Here is a 20,092-nt window from a genome sequence, read left to right as displayed (position 1 = left end):
AGCCGGTGAAGATGCGTCACCCGGCGCCCGGTGGCAGCGTGGGACGGGACACAACCACCGACACGAAGGGCGGCAGGATGCCATGGCGCTGCACAAGGGAGCCGCCGGGGACCGCCGGCTGAGCGTCGCTCCGTTCACGGCCGCCGCCGACCCGCTGGGCGCGATGAAGCTGGCCCCGCCGCTGCACCGGCTCGGCGACGGCCCCGTGCCGGCCGAGACCGCGTACCAGCTGATCCACGACGAGCTGATGCTGGACGGCAACGCCAGGCTGAACCTGGCCACCTTCGTCACCACGTCGATGGAGACGCAGGCCAACCGGCTGATGACCGAGTGCCTCGACAAGAACATGATCGACAAGGACGAGTACCCGCAGACCGCCGAACTGGAGCGGCGCTGCGTGGCGATCCTCGCCGACCTCTGGCACGCCCCCGACCCGGACACCGCGGTCGGCTGCTCCACCACCGGCTCCAGCGAGGCCTGCATGCTGGCCGGCATGGCGCTCAAGCGCCGCTGGATGCGCCGCAACCCCGACCGCTACGCGGCCGGGGCCCGGCCCAACCTGGTGATGGGCGTCAACGTGCAGGTGTGCTGGGAAAAGTTCTGCAACTTCTGGGAGGTCGAGGCGCGCACCGCGCCGATGGAGGGCGAGCGCTTCCACCTCGACGCCGAACAGGCGGTCGCGCTCTGCGACGAGGACACCATCGGCGTGGTCGGCATCCTCGGCTCCACCTTCGACGGTTCGTACGAGCCGATCGCGGAGATCTGCGCGGCCCTGGACGCGTTCCAGGAGCGCACCGGCATCGACGTCCCGGTGCACGTGGACGGCGCCTCCGGCGGCATGGTGGCGCCCTTCCTCGACCCCGGGCTGGTGTGGGACTTCCGGCTGCCCCGGGTGGCCTCGATCAACACCTCCGGGCACAAGTACGGCCTGGTCTACCCGGGCGTGGGCTGGGCGCTCTGGCGCGACCAGGCGGCGCTGCCGGAGGAACTGGTCTTCCGGGTCAACTACCTCGGCGGCGAGATGCCGACCTTCGCGCTCAACTTCTCCCGTCCCGGCGCCGAGGTGATCGCCCAGTACTACGTGCTCCTGCGGCTCGGCCGGGAGGGCTTCCGGGCCGTCCAGGGCGCCTCCCGCGATGTCGCCACCTACCTGGCCGGGGAGATCGGCGCGCTGGACTGTTTCCGGCTGCTGACCCGCGGCGACCAGCTGCCGGTGTTCGCCTTCACCACCGAAGGGGACGTCCCGTTCGACGTGTTCGACGTCTCGCGGCGGCTGCGCGAGCGCGGCTGGCAGGTGCCCGCGTACACCTTCCCGGCGAACCGGGAGGACCTGTCGGTGCTCCGGGTGGTCTGCCGCAACGGCTTCTCCCGGGACCTCGGCGACCTGCTGCTGGCCGACCTCCACCGGCTGGTGCCGGAACTGCGGCGCCAGCCCGTCCCGCTCAAGGAGCTCGGGGTGCCGGCCCGGTCGGGCTTCCACCACTGAGCGAACGCCGCGGGACATCGACGGGAACACCACGGGAACGTCACGGCGGGAGGGCGCAGTGAAGCGCCCTCCCGCCGGACTGTCCCGGACGGGCCGGGGCAGCCTCCCCCCGCGAGGCTGCCCCGGCTCGGTGGGGGAACCGGGACGGATTTCGGACGAACGGCACGTGACCGTCCGGTATCCGACGAACCCACCGGGCGGCCAACCGCTCCGGTGAGAGAACTCTGCACGATGGCCGGATAACTGTTCGAGCGTCTCCGGGGCTTGTGAGACACTTCCGTCCGTCTCAGCGCCATGACCAGGGGATTGAGACGCCAGGCCGATGAGGTTGGAGACAACGGAGACACCCGAACGGCCCGGGCCGGAGCCCGTTCCGCCCGTCTCCCTCCCCCGTTCCGTCCCTGATCTTTGGAAGGCCGCATGGGTTCCGCCTGGAAGAACCTGCCCGAGGAGCTGTCCGAGCCCGCCAGAAGCCTGGCCGAGGAACTCCGGGCCATCAAGGACGCCGCCGGACTCTCACTGTCCGAGCTGGCCACCCGCACGCACTACAGCCGGGCCTCCTGGGAGCGCTGGCTGAACGGCAAGCGGGTCGTCACCGAGCAGGCACTGGACGCGCTGATCGGGACAGTGGACTGCGACGGGGCCGCTCTGCGGGCGCTGTGGGAGCGGGCGGCGGTGCCGGGGGAACCGGCCGAGCCGTCGGCGCGGGACTCCCCGGCCGCGGAGCCGCCGCCCGGTGGGCCGTCCCCCGGCGAAACCGGTGTGCCGTCCTCCGACGAGCCCGGTGTGACCTCCGACGAGGCGTCGCACGGCGAGGCGTCCGCCGGGGAACCGGACGAGGCGCTGGTGACCGGCCAGGATCCGGAGCCCGCCCCCGTCGTCTGGTGGCGGCGCCCGGCGGCGCTGGTCTCCGGCGCGGCGGTGCTGGCAGCCCTGCTGGTGCTGGTCGGCCTGCGCGCCGCCCGGCACGAGGGTCAGCCGACGGCGGTCGCCGAACCGGTCCCGACCACGTCCCCGGCCGCCACCGGCACCACCGGCACCACCGGCAAGCCCATCCCCGCCGCTCCCACCTGCCAGGCCCTCGGCTGCGACCACCGGGACCCCAAGTACACCGGCTGCGGCAAGGACGCGCGGACCCTGTACACCGACGTCATCGGCAAGGTGGTCATCTACCTCCGGTACAGCCAGACGTGCCAGGCCGCGTGGGCCGCGATCACCGAGGGCGAGCCGAACGACTTCGCGACGATCATCAACAGCACGGGTGACAGCGAGCAGGCCCTCATCCACTACGGCTACGACAACTACTCGAACATGCTGAACGCGGCGGACCCGACGATCGGCTTCCACCTCTGCGGACACCAGCCGGGCGGAGACCGCTGCACCGAGGAGATCTTCGACCTGGCCGCCGTGGTGGCCTCGACCCCGATCCCGATCGGCCCCGCCTCGCCGCCGCCGGGCACCGGAGCGGGTGCGGCCACCACACCGGCCACGACCCCGGCGACGGCCCCGGCAGCCCCGAGCGACTCGCCGACACCGTCCTAGTCGAGGTACCCGCGCAGCTGCTCGGCGAAGGCGTGGTCGCGGAGCTTGACCAGCGTCTTCGACTCGATCTGACGGATCCGCTCCCGTGTCACGCCGAACACCGCGCCGATCTCCTCCAGCGTGCGCGGGCGGCCGTCGTCCAGCCCGTAGCGGAGCTGGACGACCTGGCGTTCCCGTTCGCCCAGGGTGGCCAGCACCGCGTCGAGGTGCTGGCGCAGCAGCAGGAAGGTCGCGGACTCGGCGGGTGAGGCGGCGTCGGCGTCCTCGATCAGGTCGCCGAACGCGACGTCGTCCTCCTCGCCGACCGGGGTGTGCAGCGAGATCGGCTCCTGGGCCAGCCGGAGCAGCTCCCGCACCCGTTCCTCGGTCAGTCCCAGGGCGGCGCCGATCTCGGCCGCCGTCGGTTCCAGGCCGCGTTCCTGCAGCAGGCCCCGCTGGACCCGGACCACCCGGTTGATCAGCTCGACCACGTGGACCGGCACCCGGATCGTCCGGGCCTGGTCGGCCAGGGCCCGGCTCATCGACTGGCGGATCCACCAGGTCGCGTAGGTGGAGAACTTGTAGCCGCGGGCGTAGTCGAACTTCTCCACCGCCCGGATCAGGCCCAGGTTGCCCTCCTGGATCAGGTCCAGCAGGGTCAGCCCGCGTCCGACGTAGCGTTTGGCGACGGAGACGACGAGGCGCAGGTTGGCCTCGATCAGCCGGCGTTTGGCGATCCGGCCCCGCACCACCAGGGTGTCCAGCTGCCCGGCCAACGGGTCGGACGGCGGGGCCCCGTTCAGCCGCTCCTCGGCGAACAGGCCGGCCTCGACCCGGCGGGCCAGCTCGACCTCCTCGGCGGCGGTGAGCAGGCGGATCCGGCCGATCTCGCGCAGGTACTGGCGCAGCAGGTCGGCGCCCGGCCCGCTGCTGTCGGCCGGCTCGCGGCGCTCGTCCGCCGCGTCGGCATCGTGGTCGGCAGGGCGCTCGGCATCGCCGCCGGTGTCCGCTTCGGGCTCCGGCTCCGGCTCGGGCTCGGGCTCCGGGCTGTCCGGGTGGCCTTCCGGCAGGCCCTGGGCAGGGACGCGCGCGCCGTCCGGGGGCGCTGCCCCGGCCCGGCCGTGGTCGGTCTCCTGCTCCCCCGCCGGTTCGGCGGGGTTCGCTCTCGTGCTGGTGGTGGTCGCTGCGGCGAGGCCTTGCTCCACGGGCATCCCCTCGGGGCGGGCGCGACTCTGGCGGACCCGCGCTGTACGGAGGTGAGACGCCCTCCAGTGTGCGGTACGCCACACTCCGTGGCCGAGACTCGTGCGCCGACTTTCTGTGCAGCGAGTGCTACAGGGCGGCGGCGCCCCGGCTCTTCAGTTGATCGCCGTACTGCTGGAGCTGCCACAGCTCGGTCTGCACCGCGTGCAGCTGCTCCGTGTCGGCCCGGTGGCCGAGCCGCTGGAGGTAGCCGCGGACCTCGGCGATCCTGCGGTCGACGGCCAGCAGGCGAAGCTTGACCAGGAACTCCCCCGCGTAGACGGCGTCCACCTTGCGGCGCGAGCGCACCGGCTCGACGGTCAGCTCGGTGACCAGCGAGCGCACCCGGTCGTCCGGGGACGCCTCGCGCACCGCGCTGGTGAAGTCCGGCAGGGTCGCCCCGTACGCGGCCCCGCCGGCCTTGGCGACGGCCTGCCGGACGGCGGTGTACGGCGGGGTCGGGAACTCGTCGTCGCCGTAGTGGTCGAAGGCCGGGCTGACCAGGTCCGGGTGCTGCAGGGCCAACTTGAGCAGCTCGCGCTCGACGAACTGGGCCGGGTCACGAGGGTTGAGCCGGAAGGCCTGCTGCGCGGGGCGCGGCGGCTGTACCGGTTCGGGGCGGCGCTGCGCGGCACCGCGGGGATTCTGCTGGCGCTCGCGGTCCCAGCGGGCCAGCTGGGAGACCCTGCGGACGACGAAGGGCTCGTCCAGGATGCCGAGCATGCCGGCCAGCCGGACGGCGTACTCGTGCTGGATCGAGCGGTCCTTGATCTTGGCGACGATCGGGGCCGCTTCCTCCAGTGCCGCCGAGCGCCCCTCCGGGGTGTCCACCCGGTGCCGGGCCACCGCCGAGGTCAGTGCGAACTCGAACAGCGGGACCGGGTTGTCGATCAGCTGCTTGACCGCCTCGTCGCCCTGGGCCAGGCGCAGCTCGCACGGGTCCATGCCGCCCGGGCTCACCGCGATGGAGGTCTTGGCGGCGAACTTCTGGTCGTCCTCGAAGGCCCGCAGGGCGGCCTTCTGGCCGGCCGCGTCGCCGTCGAAGGTGAAGACCGTCTCGCCCCGGTACTGCGAGGTGTCCATCAGCAGCCGACGGATGATCTTGATGTGGTCCTCGGCGAAGGCGGTGCCGCAGGTGGCCACCGCCGAGGTGACCCCGGCGAGGTGGCAGGCCATCACGTCGGTGTAGCCCTCGACCACCACCGCGCGGCCCGACTTGGCGATCTCCTTCTTCGCCAGGTCGATGCCGTACAGCACGTGGGACTTCTTGTAGATCGGCGTCTCGGGGGTGTTCAGGTACTTCGGGCCGTTGTCGTCCTCGCGCAGGCGGCGGGCGCCGAAGCCGACCACCTCGCCGGCGATGTCCCGGATCGGCCAGACCAGCCGGCCCCGGAAACGGTCGATCAGGCCGCCGCGCTGGCCCTGCGAGGCCAGGCCGCCGAGCAGGATCTCCTTGTCGGTGAAGCCCTTGCCGCGCAGGTAGCGGACCAGGTGCTCCCAGCCGACCGGGGCGTAGCCGACGCCGAAGGCCGCGGCCGCCTCCTCGTCGAAGCCGCGCTCGGCCAGGAAGCGGCGACCGATCTCCGCCTCCGGCGAGGTCAGCTGCTCCCGGTAGTAGGCGGCGGCCACCTTGTGCGCCTCGACCAGGCGGGTGCGCTCGCCCTGCTGGTGGCGGGGGCTGTAGCCGCCCTCCTCGTAGCGCAGTGTGATGCCGGCCTGGGCGGCCATCCGCTCGACGGCCTCGGCGAAGGTGAAGTGCTCGATCTTCATCAGGAAGGCGATGGTGTCGCCGTTCTCCTGGCAGCCGAAGCAGTGGAACACGCCCTTGGCGGGGTTCACGTAGAACGAGGCGGACTTCTCGTCGTGGAAGGGGCAGACGCCCTTGTACTCGCCACCGCCACCATTGGTCAGCTGTACGTAGTCGCCGACCACCGCGTCGATCGGCAGTGCGCTGCGCACCGCCTGTACGTCTTCGTCCCTGATCCGCCCGGCCACCCCGGAAGTCTACTGGGGCGGCCGGGTTAACCGGCCGGGTTAACCCGGCCGGGTTGAGGGGTCGGGTCGAGGGGTCGAGGGGTCGGTTCGAACGGCGGACCGGCTACGCCCAGGCCGCGCCGACGAGCTTGGCGTGCAGGGCCAGGGCCGAGGCGTCGGTCAGGGTGGCGATCTGGTCGATGACCGTGCGCAGGGCGGCGCCGTCGTCCTCGGCCTCGCGGTACATCGCGGCGAACACCGGGTCCAGGCCCTCGGGGGCGCGCTGGGTGAGGACGTACGCCAGCTCGGCGATCACGATCCGCTGGCGGGCCCGCAGCTGGGCCTGCTCGTCGCGCTGCATGACGAAGCGGACGGCGACCGCCTTGAGCACCGCGCACTCCAGCCGGACGTCCCGCGGCACCACCAGCTCGGCGGCGTAGCGGGTGAGCCGGCCCGGGCCGTAGCGGGCGCGGGTGGCCTGCTCGGCGGCCAGGCAGAAGCGGCCGATCAGCTGGCTGGTGAGGTCCTTGAGCCCGGCCCGGTCGCGCGCGGTGCCGTCGTACGAGCGGGGCCACCATTCCTGGGCGAGCAGTCGGTCCAGGGCGGCGGCCAGCTCCTCCGGCTCGGCGTCGGGGGCGTAGCGCTCGGCGACCTTGAAGAGCTCGGCGCGCTCGCTCGGGGCGCGCAGCACGGCCGGGTCGATGTGGCCGGCCTGGAGGCCGTCCTCGACGTCGTGGGTGGAGTAGGCCACGTCGTCGGACCAGTCCATCACGGTGGCCTCGAAGCACTTGCGCCCGGCCGGGGATCCGGCCCGCAGCCAGCGGAAGACCGGCAGGTCGTCGGCGTAGACGCCGTACTTGGGCGAGGCCGGGTCGCTCGGGTGGGTGCCCTTGGTCCACGGGTACTTGGTGGCGGCGTCGAGCGCGGCGCGGCTCAGGTTGAGGCCGACGCTGCGGCCGGGCCAGGGGGCGAGCCGGGTCGACGGCTCCTCCGTGGGGGCGAAGCGCTTGGGTTCGAGCCTGGTCAGGATGCGCAGCGACTGGGCGTTGCCCTCGAAGCCGCCGCACTCCTCGGCGGCCTGGTCGAGGGCCTCCTCGCCGGTGTGGCCGAAGGGCGGGTGGCCGATGTCGTGGGCCAGGCAGGCCGTCTCCACCAGATCCGGGTCGCAGCCCAGGGCCGCGCCCAACTCCCGCCCGACCTGGGCGCATTCGAGGGAGTGGGTGAGCCGGGTGCGCGGGAAGTCACTGCGCATCGGGGCGACCACCTGGGTGGTGCCGGCCAGCCGGCGCAGCGCCGCCGAGTGCAGCACCCGGGCGCGGTCGCGCTGGAACGCCGTACGACCCGGGCGCTTGTCGGGTTCGGGGACCCAGCGGGCCTCGGCGGCGTGGTCGTACGGGATCGGGGCGGCGAGGCGGTGCGTGGTGTCATCCATATGGCACTCACGGTACGCCGCGCCCCTGACACGCGGGGTATGCCGCGCGCGAAGGAGCGCGGGCCGGGGCGTGAACGCCGCGCGGCGCGCGGGTGCCCGTCCCGGTGAATCCTCCTCACCCGGACGGCTCAGCCCCGGAGCGCCTTGAGGACGACGCCGGCCACCGCCTCCTGCCCCTTGGCGTTCGGGTGGATCGGCGCCATTCCGCGGGCCGGGAACGGCGGCTCGACCCAGCGCTGGTCCTCCCCCGCGCACATGTCGTGCCCGGCCGAGGGCCCGGCCGTGTCCACGAACACCGCTCCGGCCGCCTCCGCGTGCTTCTTGAGCATGCCGTTGAGCTGCTGCTCCTTCTCCGAGAGGAAGCCCAGGTCGGAGGCGGCCACGGTCTTGCCGAGCACCGGCAGGCAGCCCGACGGCTCGGCCGGCAGCAGCGTCGGGTACCCGATCACGTACACCCGGGCCTGCGGGGAGCGCCGTTTGATGTCCTGGAGGATCCCGCCGAGCCGGTCGCCGGCCGCGTCCACCTTGTGTTGGACCTCGTCGGCGCCGTCGGCGGAGGAGTAGTGGTCACGGCAGGGCGAGGCGGCGCGGGTCTGCTTGATCACGCCCTTCACCACGTCCATCAGGTTGTCCTTGGCGCACTCGGTCACGACCTCCATGAAACCGGCGTCGTTGCCGCCGATCCCGAGGGTGACCAGCCGGGTGTCCGCGCTCAGCGCGTCCAGCTGGGCCGGGTTGCTGCCGTTGCCGGTGTCCTGCGCCGCGGTCAGGTCCACGGTGGTGGCGCCGGTGCAGCTGACGTCCCGGAACTGCCCGGACGCCACCCCGAGGCCCTTGGCCACCAGGGACGGGTAGTTGACCGCCGAGCGGGAGCAGCCGCGCGGCTCGCCGGTCTGCGGGGGGATCTGCATGCCGGCCGTGTACGAGTCGCCGAGCGCGACGTACGGGCCGGTGGGTGGCGGGGTGGGTGTCGGCGACGGGGTGGCGCCGGCCTTCGCACGGCCGGGCACCGCGCCTGCGAGGTCCTTCCCCTGGCTGTCCGAACCGCCTCCGCCGGTGCATCCGGCCAGCAGCAGCGCGGCCAGTCCGGCCGTCAGGGCGACGGTCGGGCGTGTGGTCCTGGGCATGGCATCCCCCCGGGGGTACGACGAGTCACGGTCGGCTCCTCACGGCAGCCCGTCCCCCGGGCACCTCGGGCTCCAACGAGCGGCCGTCGACGATGACTCCCGCCTCCGCGAAATCCTCCCAAGGGGAATCCGCGTTCCCGTCAGGGCCCCCGGGGCCGCGCCGGAGGAGCCGGCTCCGCGCCCGCTCCCGACTACTCCGCGCCGCGCTCGTGCTCGGCCAGGAACTGCTCGAAGCGCCGACCCAGTTCGTCCGCCGACGGCAGGTCGACCGGCTCGGCCAGTAGGCTCTCCCGGTCCTCGGAGCCCGCCACCGCGTCGTACTGGCCCTCCATGCCGCGGATCGCCGAACGCAACTCGCCGTCCCCGTGGGTCAGCTGCTCCTCGATGTCGGCGTAGACCTCGCCGACCCGCTCGCGCAGCCGGGTGCCGGGCAGCACCAGCCCGGTGGCGGACTGCACCGCCTCCAGGACGAGCACGGCCGCCGCCGGGTAGGCCGAGCGGGCCACGTAGTGCGGGACGTGCACGGCGAAGCCCAGGACGTCGTGCCCGGCCTCGGCCAGGCGGTACTCCAGCAGCGCCTGCGCGCTGCCCGGGACCTGGGCCTGCTCGAACCACTGCGGGTACCCGGGCGCGAGGTCGAGCCGGTTGCCGTGCGGCGTCAGGCCGACCGGGCGGGTGTGCGGCACCCCCATCGGGATGCCGTGGAAGTCGATCGACAGGCGGACCTCGAAGCGCTCCACCAGCTCGCGGACGGCGCGCGCGAAGCGCTCCCACTCCACGTCCGGCTCGGGGCCGGTGAGCAGCAGGAACGGCGCGCCGGCGGCGTCGTGGACGAGCTGGAGCAGGATCTCCGGCGGGTCGTAGGACGTCCAGTGGTCGTGGTCGAACACCATCGCCGGACGGCGGGCCCGGTAGTCGACCAGCCGGTCGTGGTCGAAACGGGCCACCACCTGCGGCGATCCCGTCTCCAGCAGGTGGGCCACCACCTGGCCGCCGGCCTCGCCGGCGTCCATGAAGCCCTCGAAGTGCTGGAGCAGCACCAAGCCGGCGCCGGTGTCGCGCAACTGCGCGGTGGCGGTGGCCACCGCGGCCACGCCCTGCTGATCCAGCTCGTACAGCGCCTGGAAGTCACGCACCGCGCACCCAACCCCGTTCTCTGCTCGTCGTCCGACCGGCTTCTCGTCCTGTCCAGCGTGCCGGGCACCGCCGGAATTCCCGCCACGCCGGACGACTCGTCCGGAGCCTCGGCCGACCCCTCCGGACCATGATCGCACCCGACGGAAGATCCCCTGGTCACAGGCCTGCGAGGGCCCGTTCCGAGGTGCGCCGCAACAGGCCGCGCCGCCATTCGCGCGCCGCGAAGTGACGCACCGCCTTCTGGCGGGTATCGTCCTCTCGCTGCCTCGCATCGTCGCGTCGTCGTCACGTCGTCCGTAACGCCGTCGGCCACGTCCCGGTCCGGTGCTCGGCCAGCCACCCACGACGCATCTTGCCTTCACCTGGCCGCCTGCTTCCCTTCGCGCTCTCGTTTCCTTCTCGGCCATTTCGCGGACGCACACTGTCCCCTCGCACTTCCCGCCGGACCGGTCCGAGGACCCGTGTCCGTTCCGGCACCCCGCGCCGCCCGTTCCGGGCCGCCGCCCCCGCCCCGCCCGACCGGATCCTCCGGCGCGCACGGCTACCCGGGCGGACGGACCCGGGCCGGGGCGAACCCCGAAACCGCATCCCGAGCCGCACCCCGGCCCGGGAGGCGCCCTCCGACCGATGAAGGACCGAAGGTTCCGTGCCCGTACCTGTCATCCTCACCGGCCGCACCGTGCGGCTGGAGCCCCTCGCCGCGCACCACGCCGAGGCCATCGCCAAGGCCGGCGCCGAGGACCGTACGACCTACGCCTTCACCCCCGTTCCGCACGGCCTGGAAGCGGCCCGCGACTACATCGCGCGGGCCCTCGCCGACCAGGCCTCGGGACGGTCGCTGCCGTTCGCGACGGTGAACGTCGCCGACGGCCGGGTGGTCGGCTCCACCCGGTTCCTGGAACTGGACTACTGGCAGGGCCCGATGGTGTGGCCGCCGGTGCCCGGTGTGCCGTTCGGCGATCCCGCCACGGCCGTCCCGGACGCCGCCGAGATCGGCAACACCTGGCTCTCGCCGCGCGCCCAGGGCACCGGCATCAACACCGAGGCCAAGCTGCTGATGCTGCGCCACGCCTTCGAAACCTGGGGCGTGCAGCGGATCTCCCTGCGCGCGGACGCCCGCAACCTGCGCTCGCGCGCCGCGATCGAGCGGCTCGGCGCGACGGGCGAGGGCGTGCGCCGGGCCCACTCGCGCGGGCTGGACGGGGTGGTCCGGTCCACCGCGTTCTACTCGATCCTCGACGCCGAGTGGCCGGCCGTCCGGGACATCATCGAGATGCGGATCGCCGCCGCCACCTCGCCGAGCGCCCCGGATCCGGCGATCAACCAGGAGTGCCTTAGACAGGGCGGCAGCGGCGCCGGGCAGCTGATGATCACGGCCTGACCGGGGACCACTCACCGTCGGCGGCGTTCCTCAGGAGCCGAGCGAGGAGCAGGGGGCTCCGGTCCGCGTCCGTCGGGAACCGGTGGTGGGCCGTCTCGGCGACGGCGGAGACCGGGCGCCAGCCGTTCCGGACGCGGGCGACGGTCACCTCCCAGCGGGCCGGGCCGTCCGGGTGGCACAGCCGCAGGGTGCCCTCATAGGTGAGGACCTGCCAGCGGTGGTCCATCGCGGCCGGATCGGACCCGGTCCGGATGCGCTGCCACTGCTCGTCGGTCCACACCACGTCCGGGACCGGGAAGAGACGCGGCACCAGCATCTCCTCACGGCCCCGGCCGTCGGGGATGCTGTCCGGCTCCGGGAACGCCCAACCGGGCAGCGGCTCGCGCGCGGCCGTCCACGCGGCCGGGATGCCGCGCGTGCCGGTGCGGGCGGCGACCACTCCCCCGGTGATCGCCGCGACGGTGTCCATGTCCCCGCCCGCTGCGATCGCCTCCCACACCGCGGCCCGGTAGTCGGTCAGCCGGCGGGCGGCGCACCACAGGGCGTAGGGGACGGTGTCGGCAGCCGACGTCCGGCTGCCGTTGCCGAGTACGTGGGCGGCGACCCGGAGGTCCGGTTCGGCGAGCAGCCCGATCGCCTCGGTCAGGCCGTCGTGGACGGCGCCCAGCGGAGTGTGGTGGGCGACCCTGCCCAGGAAGGTCTTCGGCGTCATGGTCTCGGTCCGCGCCCGGACCGCGAGAGCCGCCGCCACCGCGACCGCGATCGCGCCGTCCACCGCCTGCGGGTGGGTGTGGGTGACCACCGCAGTCCGGGCCGCCTGCCGGACGGCCTCGTCCAGGTCCTCGGCGTACGCGGCGCCGAGCGGGGCGACCCGCATCGCGGCGCCGTTGCCGTACGAGCCCTGGCCGTCGAAGAGTTCGGCGGCGAGCCGCTTCGCGTCGCCGCCCTCGCGGATCAGCCGCAGCATCCGGTTGGCGGCCGGGCCGTAGCCGCGGTCGAAGTCGTGGCGGCGGGCGAAGGCGTGGGTGAGGTCGAAGGTGTCGATCGTGCCGCGTTCGGTGTGGGCGGCGTGCACCGAGCAGGCCATCTCGGTGTCGTCGGTCCACGGCCAGGGGCCGGGCGGGTCGGTGCGGTCGGCGAGGTGGGCGCGGGCGGTTTCGGGGACGAAGAACTGGGCGCCGAGGGCGTCGCCGACGGAGAGGCCCCGGAGCGCGTCGAGCGCCGGGCCGGTGTGTGGAGTTGTCATATGGGCGCCAGCTCAGCCGGTCGGCCGCCGTTTCGTCAACACGTTTGCCGGAACGCCCCCGACGAGGGATGTTTCGCATACCTCCGATCGGGGCGGGCAGCACCCTGACATGACCCGCGCGAACCCGCTCGACCCGGTCGCCCTGCTCGGCGCCGACCAGCAGCACATCGCCACCCGGGCGCAGCTGCGCCGGCTCGGGGTGCCCTCCGGCACCATCGCCCACCGGCTGCGGCCGGGTGGACCCTGGCAGCAGGTGCTGCCCCGGGTGATCTGCCTGCAGAGCGGGAGATTGACGGCCCATCAGAAACGGCGGGCCGCCCTGGCCTATGCGACGCCGAAGGGGCACGAGCCGCAGCCGGGGGAGGTGCTGCTGACCGGCTTCGCGGTACTGGCCGACGCCGGGCTGCCGAGCGCCGGGCACCCGGCCGACCTAGACGCGGTCGACGTCCTGATTCCACGCCAACGCCGCGTCGGGGAACGGGAGTTCGTCCGGATCCACCGGGCCGGCGGGGCGATGCCGGGCGGCTTCGAGCGGGACGACGGGCTGTGGAGCACCACGGTCGCGCGGGCGCTGGCGGACCTCGCCCCGAGGGAGACCGGGCAGCGTCGGTTCCGGGCGCTGTGCGCGGAGGCCGTCCAGCGGCGGCACTGCGAACTCGGCGAACTGCTGGACCAGTTGCTGACCCGGCCGGGCGTGCTCGGACTGCCGCACGTGGCCCGGGTGGTGGAGGACCTCACCGCGGGGGTGCGCTCGGTGGTCGAGGGCGAGGCCCACGAGCTGCTGTCACACGCGGGCCTGCCCGAACCGCTGTGGAATCCGGTGCTCTTCCTGGACGGACGCTTCCTCGCCGTCCCGGACGCCTACTGGCCACACGCCCGCGTGGCCCTGGAGATCGACTCCCGCGCCTGGCACCTGCGCCCGGCCGATCACGAGCGCGGCCTGGCCCGCGCCAACCGGCTCACCGCCACCGGCCTCCCGGTGGTCCGCACCACGCCGGTCCAGCTCCGCCGCGACCCGGCACCGGTGCTGCACGAACTGACCGCCCTGGTCACCACCGGCCCGCACGGCCCGCACGGCCGGATCACGTGGCGCCGGGCCCACTGACGGTCCGCCCGGCATGCCCGGCATGCCGGGCGGAGGCCGCCTCGGCGGCGGTCACCAGGCGCTGGAGTTCGGCGAGGTGGGCGGCCAGGGCCTTGCGGCCCGCCCTGGTGGCGGCGAGCCAGGTGCGGGGGCGCTTGCCGACGTAGCCCTTCTTCACGGCGACGTACCCGGCCTCTTCGAGAGCGTCCACCATGGCACCCTGTTTCCAGGATGGAAAGTACTTTCCATCAGCCGAGCCAGGTCGGGTCGAGTCGGGCCAGGTCGGGCCGGAAGGGACGGGGCCGGGAGGCCGGCTCAGCAGCGGGGGTCGATCTCCTGGAACGTCGCGTAGTGGTCCCCGGACCAGTACTGCTCGCCGGCGGTGCCGGTGACCACGCGGCGGGTGCCGCGGTCGTCGGAGCCCGGGGTGACCACGGTGTACTCGTGGTAGTAGCCGCCGGCCTTCTTGGGGAGGCGGCTCTCGCGGTTCTCGAAGACGATGCCGTCGCGGCTGTACGGGTAGGGCCCGCCCTTGGCGATCAGGCCGAGGGTGTCCTGGGCCTGGCTGGGGAGCTTGGTGCGGCATACGTCGGCCAGCGCGGGGTCGGCGGGGACCCAGGTGCCGGCCGCGGAGGGGGCGCCGCCGGCCGGTGGGGACGGCTTGGGGGCCGAGGGCTTGGGAGCCGAGGACGTGGACGTCGAAGAACCCGCGGCGGCGGCCGCCGTGGGGCTCGCGGCGGCCTTGGGGCGGCTGCTCCCCCTGTCGGCGAGGAGGTACCCGGCCCCGGCCAGGAGGGCCAGGATCAGCACGGCCACGACGACGAGCGGGTTTTTGCGACTGGTCATGCGCCCCAGCTTGGCAGGCGCCCGGGCCCCGCCCGGCGAGCCGCACACGTGGTCGCCGCCACGCCCGCCGGTGCGCGGACGTACGGCCGGGCGCAGCCGTAGGGCCGGGTACAGGCATGCGGCCGGGCGCAGACGTACGGCCGAGCGGGAACGGACGCCGTTGTCCGTTCCCGCTCGGCCGTGTTACGTACGCCGGTTCTCCTGCGCCGAGCTCCGGTGTACGCCCTCCCGGTGGGAGGAAGAGCGGTCAGTCGTGCCCGCGCGTGAGGAGGGGATGCCTTCCCTCCCTCAGCGCGAGTCGCTGCCCGCCGTCTCGATGGCGGCGCGGCCGGCCTCCAGGCGCGCCACCGGGATCCGGAAGGGGGAGCAGGAGACGTAGTCCAGCCCCACCTCGTGGAAGAAGTGGACCGACTCCGGGTCGCCGCCGTGCTCGCCGCAGACGCCGAGCTTGAGGTCGGGGCGGGTGGCCCGGCCGGCCTCGACGGCGTGCTTGACGAGCGCGCCGACGCCGTCGCGGTCGATGGTCTCGAACGGGGAGACCCCGAAGATGCCCTTCTCCAGGTAGGCGGTGAAGAACGAGGCCTCCACGTCGTCCCGGGAGAAGCCCCAGACCGTCTGGGTCAGGTCGTTGGTGCCGAAGGAGAAGAACTCGGCGGCCTCGGCGATCTGCCCGGCGGTGACCGCGGCGCGCGGCAGCTCGATCATGGTGCCGAGCTTGATGTCCAGCTGGACGCCGGTGGACTGGGCGACCTCGGCGAGCACGCGCTCGCACTCGTCGCGGACCAGCTCCAGCTCCTGGACGGTGCCGACCAGCGGGATCATCACCTCGGGGCGCGGGTCCCCGCCGGCCAGCTTGCGCTCGGCGGCGGCCTCGGCGATGGCCCGGACCTGCATGCCGAACAGGCCGGGGATGACCAGGCCGAGGCGGACGCCGCGCAGGCCCAGCATCGGGTTCTGCTCGTGCAGCTTGTGCACCGCCTGGAGCAGCCGCAGGTCGTTCTCGTTCGGGTCCTTGCGGGCCTCGGCGAGGGCGACGCGCACCGACAGCTCGGTGATGTCCGGCAGGAACTCGTGCAGCGGCGGGTCGAGCAGGCGGACGGTGACCGGCAGCCCGTCCATCGCCTGGAACAGCTCCAGGAAGTCGCTCTTCTGCAGCGGCAGCAGGGTGGAGAGGGCCTGCTCGCGGTCCTTGTCGTTGTCCGCGAGGATCAGGTGCTCGACCTCCTTGCGGCGCTCCTCACCGAGGAACATGTGCTCGGTGCGGCACAGGCCGATGCCCTGGGCGCCGTAGCGGCGGGCGCGCCCGCCGTCCTCGGCGTTGTCGGCGTTGGCGCGCACGGCCAGGCGGCGGCGGCCGTCGGCGTGCGACATCAGCCGGTGGACGGCCTGGACCAGCCCGCCCTGGACGTCGGCGCCGGCGTGCAGGGTGCCCTCGAAGTACTCGACCACGGGGGACGGCAGGACCGGTACCTCGCCGAGGTAGACCTTGCCGCTGGCGCCGTCGATGGAGACGATGTCGCCCTCGTGGACCACCAGGCCGTCGGCGGTGGTGAACTTGCGGGCCTTGGTGTCGACCTCCAGCTCCTCGGCGCCGCAGACACAGGTCTTGCCCATGCCGCGGGCGACGACGGCGGCGTGCGAGGTCTTGCCGCCGCGCGAGGTGAGGATGCCCTCGGCGGCGATCATGCCGTCCAGGTCGTCCGGGTTGGTCTCGCGGCGGACCAGGATGACCTTCTCGCCGGAGCGGGACCACTTGACGGCGGTGTACGAGTCGAAGACGACCTTGCCGATCGCGGCGCCCGGCGAGGCGGCGAGGCCCCAGCCGATCTGCTTGGACTCGGGGGTCGGGGCGAAGCGCGGGAACATCAGCTGGGCCAGCTGGCCGCCGGTGACGCGCATCAGGGCCTCGTCCAGGTCGATCAGGCCCTGGTCGACCAGCTGGACGGCGATCCGGAAGGCGGCGGCGGCGGTGCGCTTGCCGACCCGGGTCTGCAGCATCCAGAGCTTGCCGCGCTCGATGGTGAACTCGATGTCGCAGAGGTCGCGGTAGTGGTTCTCGAGCTTCTGCATGATCGCCATCAGCTCGTCGTACGACTTCTTGTCGAGCTTCTCCAGCTCGGACAGCTGCAGCGTGTTGCGGATGCCGGCGACGACGTCCTCGCCCTGGGCGTTGGACAGGTAGTCGCCGTAGACGCCCTGGGCACCGGTGGAGGGGTCGCGGGTGAAGGCGACGCCGGTGCCGGAGTCCTCGCCGAGGTTGCCGAAGACCATGGAGCAGATGTTGACCGCGGTGCCGAGGTCGTTCGGGATGCGCTCCTGGCGGCGGTACAGCCGGGCGCGGTCGCCGTTCCAGGAGTGGAAGACCGCGTGGACGGCGAGGTCCATCTGCTCGCGCGGGTCCTGCGGGAAGGCCCGGCCGGTCTCGCGCTCGACGATGCCCTTGAACACCTCGACCAGTTCCCGGAGGTCGGAAGCGTCCAGGTCCAGGTCGTTGACGGTGCCCTTGGCGTGCTTGGCCTCCTCCAGGGCCTCCTCGAAGAGCTCGCCGTCGACGCCCAGGACGGTCTTGCCGAACATCTGGACCAGGCGGCGGTAGGAGTCCCAGGCGAAGCGCTCGTTGCCGGACTGGGCGACGAGGCCGACCACCGAGGCGTCGGAGAGGCCGATGTTCAGGACGGTGTCCATCATGCCGGGCATGGAGAACTTCGCGCCGGAGCGCACCGAGACCAGGAGGGGGTTGTCGGCCTGGCCGAGCTTCTTGCCCATCTGCTGCTCGAGGGCCTCCAGGTGGGCGCTGATCTCCTCGTGGAGGGAGGAGGGCTCGCTACCGGTCTCCAGGAAGACCTTGCAGGCCTCGGTGGTGATGGTGAATCCCGGGGGGACGGGGAGTCCCAGGTTGGTCATCTCGGCCAGGTTCGCGCCCTTGCCGCCAAGAAGATCCTTGAGGTCCTTGTTTCCTTCGGTGAAGGAGTAAACAAACTTCTGCTGGGACGGCACGGGTCGGTCTCCTCGTACGCGGTTGCCCTGACGCCGGAGAACATACCCATTTCGAAGGCACTTCTCTGCCCTGAATAGGCCACCCGAGGCCGGTACCGAGAGGTAACCCGCTAGATCGAATGCACATAAAGGCGTTCACCTCTGTTGGTGAAATCGTCCGCCTGACGCTAGCCAGCGTTCAACTCTTGAAGACAACGAAACCCGAAGATCGCACGATTCGGACGCTGTGTAGCGACCGCGGGTCCGTCGCGTTGCCCCGGCTTGATTTCCTGCACCCGGATCGGCCGATCCCCGGATGACGGCTTCGGGAAGCGATTCACGGCCGACCTGTCCATTTCGTCCACTGACCCGGCATCAGCCCCCGCGGCGTGTGGCAAGCGTCACCAGCGTGTCTCACCGCTCGAGCGTAGATGGCCTCCGCCGATCGTCGCACAGCGTCCAGAAACGTGCCCGTTCCGTGACATCCGGACGCCGAAAAGGAGCCCTCCTGTCCAGAATGGACAAGAGGGCTGGGACCTAGTGGCAATCGGACCGCGAGGGCCCATTTTGCCGGTCCGTATAGATCATCCGCCGGAGGTGTCCGATTCGGCGTCCTCACCCGGGCGGGCGCAGTCGTACGGATCGTCCAACCAGTTCTCCGGCAGGACCACCCGGCCGTTGCCGCTGGTCCGCCCGCGCGGGCCGTCCGCGCCGGCCGGCCAGCCCTGCGACTGCTCCACCTCGGACAGGGTTTCGGCCAGTTCGGCCAACGAGGACGAATTGGCGAGCCGCACCCGCAGCTCGGAGCCGACCGAGAAGCCCTTGGTGTACCAGGCGACGTGCTTGCGGAAGTCGATCACGCCGCGCGCCTCGTCCCCGATCCACTCGCCGAGCAGCTGCGCGTGGCGCACCATCGCCCGCGCCACGTAGCCGAAGTCGGGGCGGGCGTAGTCGACGTCGCCCTCGAAGATCGCGACCAGGTCCTTGAACAGCCACGGCCGGCCCAGGCAGCCGCGGCCCACCACGACGCCGTCGCAGCCGGTCCCGCGCATCATCCGCAGCGCGTCGTCGGCCGACCAGATGTCGCCGTTGCCCAGCACCGGGACGTGCGCCGGGACGGACTCGCGCAGCCGGGCGATCGCCGACCAGTCGGCCGTCCCGCCGTAGTGCTGGGCGGCGGTGCGCCCGTGCAGGGCGATCGCGGCCACGCCCTCCTCGGCGCCGATCCGGCCGGCGTCCAGATAGGTGAGGTGGTCGTCGTCGATGCCCTTGCGCATCTTCATGGTCACCGGCAGGTCGCCCGCGTTGGCGACGGCCTCGCGCAGGATCTCCCGCAGCAGGTTGCGCTTGTACGGCAGCGCCGAGCCGCCGCCCTTGCGGGTCACCTTGGGCACGGGGCAGCCGAAGTTGAGGTCGATGTGGTCGGCCAGGCCCTCGTCCGCGATCATCCGGGCGGCCTTGCCGACGGTCACCGGGTCCACGCCGTACAGCTGGATCGAGCGCGGCTTCTCGCTCGGGTCGAACGTGATCAGCTGCATGGTCTTGGCGTTGCGCTCGACCAGCGCCCGGGTGGTGATCATCTCCGAGACGAACAGGCCCTTGCCGCCGCTCTGCTCGCGGCACAGGGTGCGGAAGGGCGCGTTGGTGATGCCGGCCATCGGTGCCAGCACGACGGGCGGCCACACCTGGATCGGGCCGATGTCGAGCGGCGCGAACTCGGTGTCGGGCGCGGTGGGTGCGGGCGTGGCTGTCATGCGCGGCTGACCTCGGGTCGAGGGGACGGGACTCTCCATTGTCCCCCACCAGGGTGAGCGGCCGGCCCGGCGGCGGGACCGGGACGCCGCCGGGCCGGTCCGCGCGAGGGGCGAGCGCTACGACGGATTGATGGTGATCGACCCCGAGGTGACCGTGGCGTGGATGCGGTTGGGGCTGCCGGAGTCCGCCAGCTGCGGATCGATCCGGCCGCTGCCGGAGCCGATGTCGCTGGAGAAGGCGTAGCGGCTGCCCTTCGGCAGGGTCATCGTCAGCGAGCCGGAGGTGGACCTGGTGTCCACCTGCTGCGGCGCCTTGGCGAAGTGCAGCTCCATCGAGCCCGAGGTGGTCTGGGCCTCCACCCGCCGTGCGCTCAGGTCGGCGCTCTGGATCAGCCCGGAGGTGGCGTGCGCCTTCACGTCCCCGGAGGTGTCGACCAGCAGCAGTTCGCCGGAGGTGAGCCTCAGGTCCACGTTTCCGCTCAGGCCCTCCACCTGGACCGAGCCGGAGTCCACCGACCCCGTCACCTCGGTGGCGGCCGGCACCTCCAGCTCGAGGTCGGCGCCGCAGCCGACGTCCGCGACCGGCAGGATCTGCCGGCAGTGCACGCCGACGGTGACGACGCCGTCGGCGAGGACGGTCGACACCACCGGCTTGCGCACCATCCAGTCCAGCCGCTGGTGGACCACCACCCGGCTCTCCCGGCCCACCCTCACCTTGACGGAGGCGCTGCCGGTCTCCAGCGTCAACCGGTGGATCGTGACGTCGTCGTACGACCGGGTCGAGTTCGACTGCTGCTGCGCCGCCGTCGCCCAGGTCTGCAGTCCACCGACGGCCATGACCAGGACGGCCGCGAGCGTCCCGGTGACGCGCCAAGCCTTCGCCACG

15 protein-coding genes are annotated in these 20,092 nt (G+C 72.7%); 4 read left to right on the top strand and 11 right to left on the bottom strand.

The window, feature by feature from the left end:
* Positions 1-82: 82 nt before the first annotated feature.
* Positions 83-1,486 (top strand): glutamate decarboxylase, encoded by a 1,404-nt coding sequence (locus ACZ51D_RS17730; RefSeq protein WP_465620220.1) that lies wholly within the window; start codon positions 83-85, stop codon positions 1,484-1,486.
* Between the two features lie 420 nt (positions 1,487-1,906).
* Positions 1,907-3,028, top strand: coding sequence for a helix-turn-helix domain-containing protein (locus tag ACZ51D_RS17725; protein WP_465662736.1), 1,122 nt, complete (start codon positions 1,907-1,909; stop codon positions 3,026-3,028).
* On the opposite strand, the gene ACZ51D_RS17720 is transcribed toward ACZ51D_RS17725, so the two are convergent.
* From ACZ51D_RS17720 to ACZ51D_RS17700, 5 genes are all read right to left on the bottom strand, one after another.
* Positions 3,025-4,218 carry an RNA polymerase sigma factor gene (locus ACZ51D_RS17720; RefSeq protein WP_465662734.1) on the bottom strand — a complete coding sequence of 398 codons (1,194 nt, stop codon included), beginning with the start codon at positions 4,216-4,218 and terminating at the stop codon, positions 3,025-3,027. The two genes, ACZ51D_RS17725 and ACZ51D_RS17720, sit on opposite strands and share 4 nt — an antisense overlap.
* A gap of 121 nt (positions 4,219-4,339) precedes the next feature.
* On the bottom strand, positions 4,340-6,244 hold the full coding sequence (gene dnaG, locus ACZ51D_RS17715; protein ID WP_360504212.1) for a DNA primase: 1,905 nt from the start codon (positions 6,242-6,244) through the stop codon (positions 4,340-4,342).
* Between the two features lie 103 nt (positions 6,245-6,347).
* Positions 6,348-7,655 (bottom strand): deoxyguanosinetriphosphate triphosphohydrolase, encoded by a 1,308-nt coding sequence (locus ACZ51D_RS17710; protein WP_465662732.1) that lies wholly within the window; start codon positions 7,653-7,655, stop codon positions 6,348-6,350.
* Between the two features lie 128 nt (positions 7,656-7,783).
* The gene (locus ACZ51D_RS17705) at positions 7,784-8,782 is read right to left on the bottom strand and encodes an SGNH/GDSL hydrolase family protein (protein WP_465620214.1); all 999 of its coding nucleotides are present in this window, start codon (positions 8,780-8,782) and stop codon (positions 7,784-7,786) included.
* A 191-nt stretch (positions 8,783-8,973) separates the two neighbouring features.
* The gene (locus ACZ51D_RS17700) at positions 8,974-9,918 is read right to left on the bottom strand and encodes a PAC2 family protein (protein ID WP_360504218.1); all 945 of its coding nucleotides are present in this window, start codon (positions 9,916-9,918) and stop codon (positions 8,974-8,976) included.
* A gap of 647 nt (positions 9,919-10,565) precedes the next feature.
* Between ACZ51D_RS17700 and ACZ51D_RS17695 the strand changes: the two genes are divergently transcribed.
* On the top strand, positions 10,566-11,300 hold the full coding sequence (locus tag ACZ51D_RS17695) for a GNAT family N-acetyltransferase (RefSeq protein ID WP_360504220.1): 735 nt from the start codon (positions 10,566-10,568) through the stop codon (positions 11,298-11,300).
* Here the strand turns inward: ACZ51D_RS17695 and ACZ51D_RS17690 are convergent.
* The gene (locus tag ACZ51D_RS17690; RefSeq protein WP_465662730.1) at positions 11,290-12,546 is read right to left on the bottom strand and encodes an ADP-ribosylglycohydrolase family protein; all 1,257 of its coding nucleotides are present in this window, start codon (positions 12,544-12,546) and stop codon (positions 11,290-11,292) included. The genes ACZ51D_RS17695 and ACZ51D_RS17690 overlap by 11 nt on opposite strands.
* 109 nt (positions 12,547-12,655) lie before the next feature.
* Here ACZ51D_RS17690 and ACZ51D_RS17685 point away from each other — a divergent pair, with 109 nt between their 5' ends.
* Complete coding sequence (locus tag ACZ51D_RS17685) at positions 12,656-13,651, top strand: hypothetical protein (protein WP_465662728.1); 996 nt, start codon at positions 12,656-12,658, stop codon at positions 13,649-13,651.
* Here the strand turns inward: ACZ51D_RS17685 and ACZ51D_RS17680 are convergent.
* The 5 genes from ACZ51D_RS17680 to ACZ51D_RS17660 all read right to left on the bottom strand — a co-directional run bounded on the left by ACZ51D_RS17680 (position 13,629) and on the right by ACZ51D_RS17660 (position 20,091).
* The gene (locus ACZ51D_RS17680) at positions 13,629-13,844 is read right to left on the bottom strand and encodes a transcriptional regulator (RefSeq protein WP_465620206.1); all 216 of its coding nucleotides are present in this window, start codon (positions 13,842-13,844) and stop codon (positions 13,629-13,631) included. The genes ACZ51D_RS17685 and ACZ51D_RS17680 overlap by 23 nt on opposite strands.
* A 101-nt stretch (positions 13,845-13,945) precedes the next feature.
* Positions 13,946-14,476, bottom strand: a complete 531-nt coding sequence (locus ACZ51D_RS17675; RefSeq protein ID WP_360504229.1) for a ribonuclease — start codon at positions 14,474-14,476, stop codon at positions 13,946-13,948.
* Between the two features lie 288 nt (positions 14,477-14,764).
* Positions 14,765-17,473, bottom strand: a complete 2,709-nt coding sequence (gene ppdK, locus ACZ51D_RS17670) for a pyruvate, phosphate dikinase (protein ID WP_465620202.1) — start codon at positions 17,471-17,473, stop codon at positions 14,765-14,767.
* 563 nt (positions 17,474-18,036) lie between these two features.
* Positions 18,037-19,206: a tRNA dihydrouridine synthase DusB gene (dusB, locus tag ACZ51D_RS17665; protein WP_360504233.1), complete on the bottom strand. Its 1,170-nt coding sequence runs from the start codon at positions 19,204-19,206 to the stop codon at positions 18,037-18,039.
* A gap of 117 nt (positions 19,207-19,323) precedes the next feature.
* The gene (locus tag ACZ51D_RS17660) at positions 19,324-20,091 is read right to left on the bottom strand and encodes a DUF4097 family beta strand repeat-containing protein (protein ID WP_360504235.1); all 768 of its coding nucleotides are present in this window, start codon (positions 20,089-20,091) and stop codon (positions 19,324-19,326) included.
* Position 20,092 lies beyond the last annotated feature (1 nt).

It is taken from the genome of Kitasatospora sp. NPDC033851 (assembly GCF_055576085.1).
This window is presented reverse-complemented; position numbering and strand designations above follow the sequence as displayed.

Bases quoted from the DNA above. Each gene is read 5' to 3' on its own strand.
- ACZ51D_RS17720 (WP_465662734.1), bottom strand. From the start codon at position 4,218: ATGCCCGTGGAGCAAGGCCTCGCCGCAGCGACCACCACCAGCACGAGA.
- ACZ51D_RS17705 (WP_465620214.1), bottom strand. From the start codon at position 8,782: ATGCCCAGGACCACACGCCCGACCGTCGCCCTGACGGCCGGACTGGCC.
- ACZ51D_RS17730 (WP_465620220.1), top strand. From the start codon at position 83: ATGGCGCTGCACAAGGGAGCCGCCGGGGACCGCCGGCTGAGCGTCGCT.
- ACZ51D_RS17725 (WP_465662736.1), top strand. From the start codon at position 1,907: ATGGGTTCCGCCTGGAAGAACCTGCCCGAGGAGCTGTCCGAGCCCGCC.
- ACZ51D_RS17710 (WP_465662732.1), bottom strand. From the start codon at position 7,655: ATGGATGACACCACGCACCGCCTCGCCGCCCCGATCCCGTACGACCAC.
- ACZ51D_RS17680 (WP_465620206.1), bottom strand. From the start codon at position 13,844: ATGGTGGACGCTCTCGAAGAGGCCGGGTACGTCGCCGTGAAGAAGGGC.
- ACZ51D_RS17690 (WP_465662730.1), bottom strand. From the start codon at position 12,546: ATGACAACTCCACACACCGGCCCGGCGCTCGACGCGCTCCGGGGCCTC.
- dusB (WP_360504233.1), bottom strand. From the start codon at position 19,206: ATGACAGCCACGCCCGCACCCACCGCGCCCGACACCGAGTTCGCGCCG.
- ACZ51D_RS17685 (WP_465662728.1), top strand. From the start codon at position 12,656: ATGACCCGCGCGAACCCGCTCGACCCGGTCGCCCTGCTCGGCGCCGAC.
- ACZ51D_RS17675 (WP_360504229.1), bottom strand. From the start codon at position 14,476: ATGACCAGTCGCAAAAACCCGCTCGTCGTCGTGGCCGTGCTGATCCTG.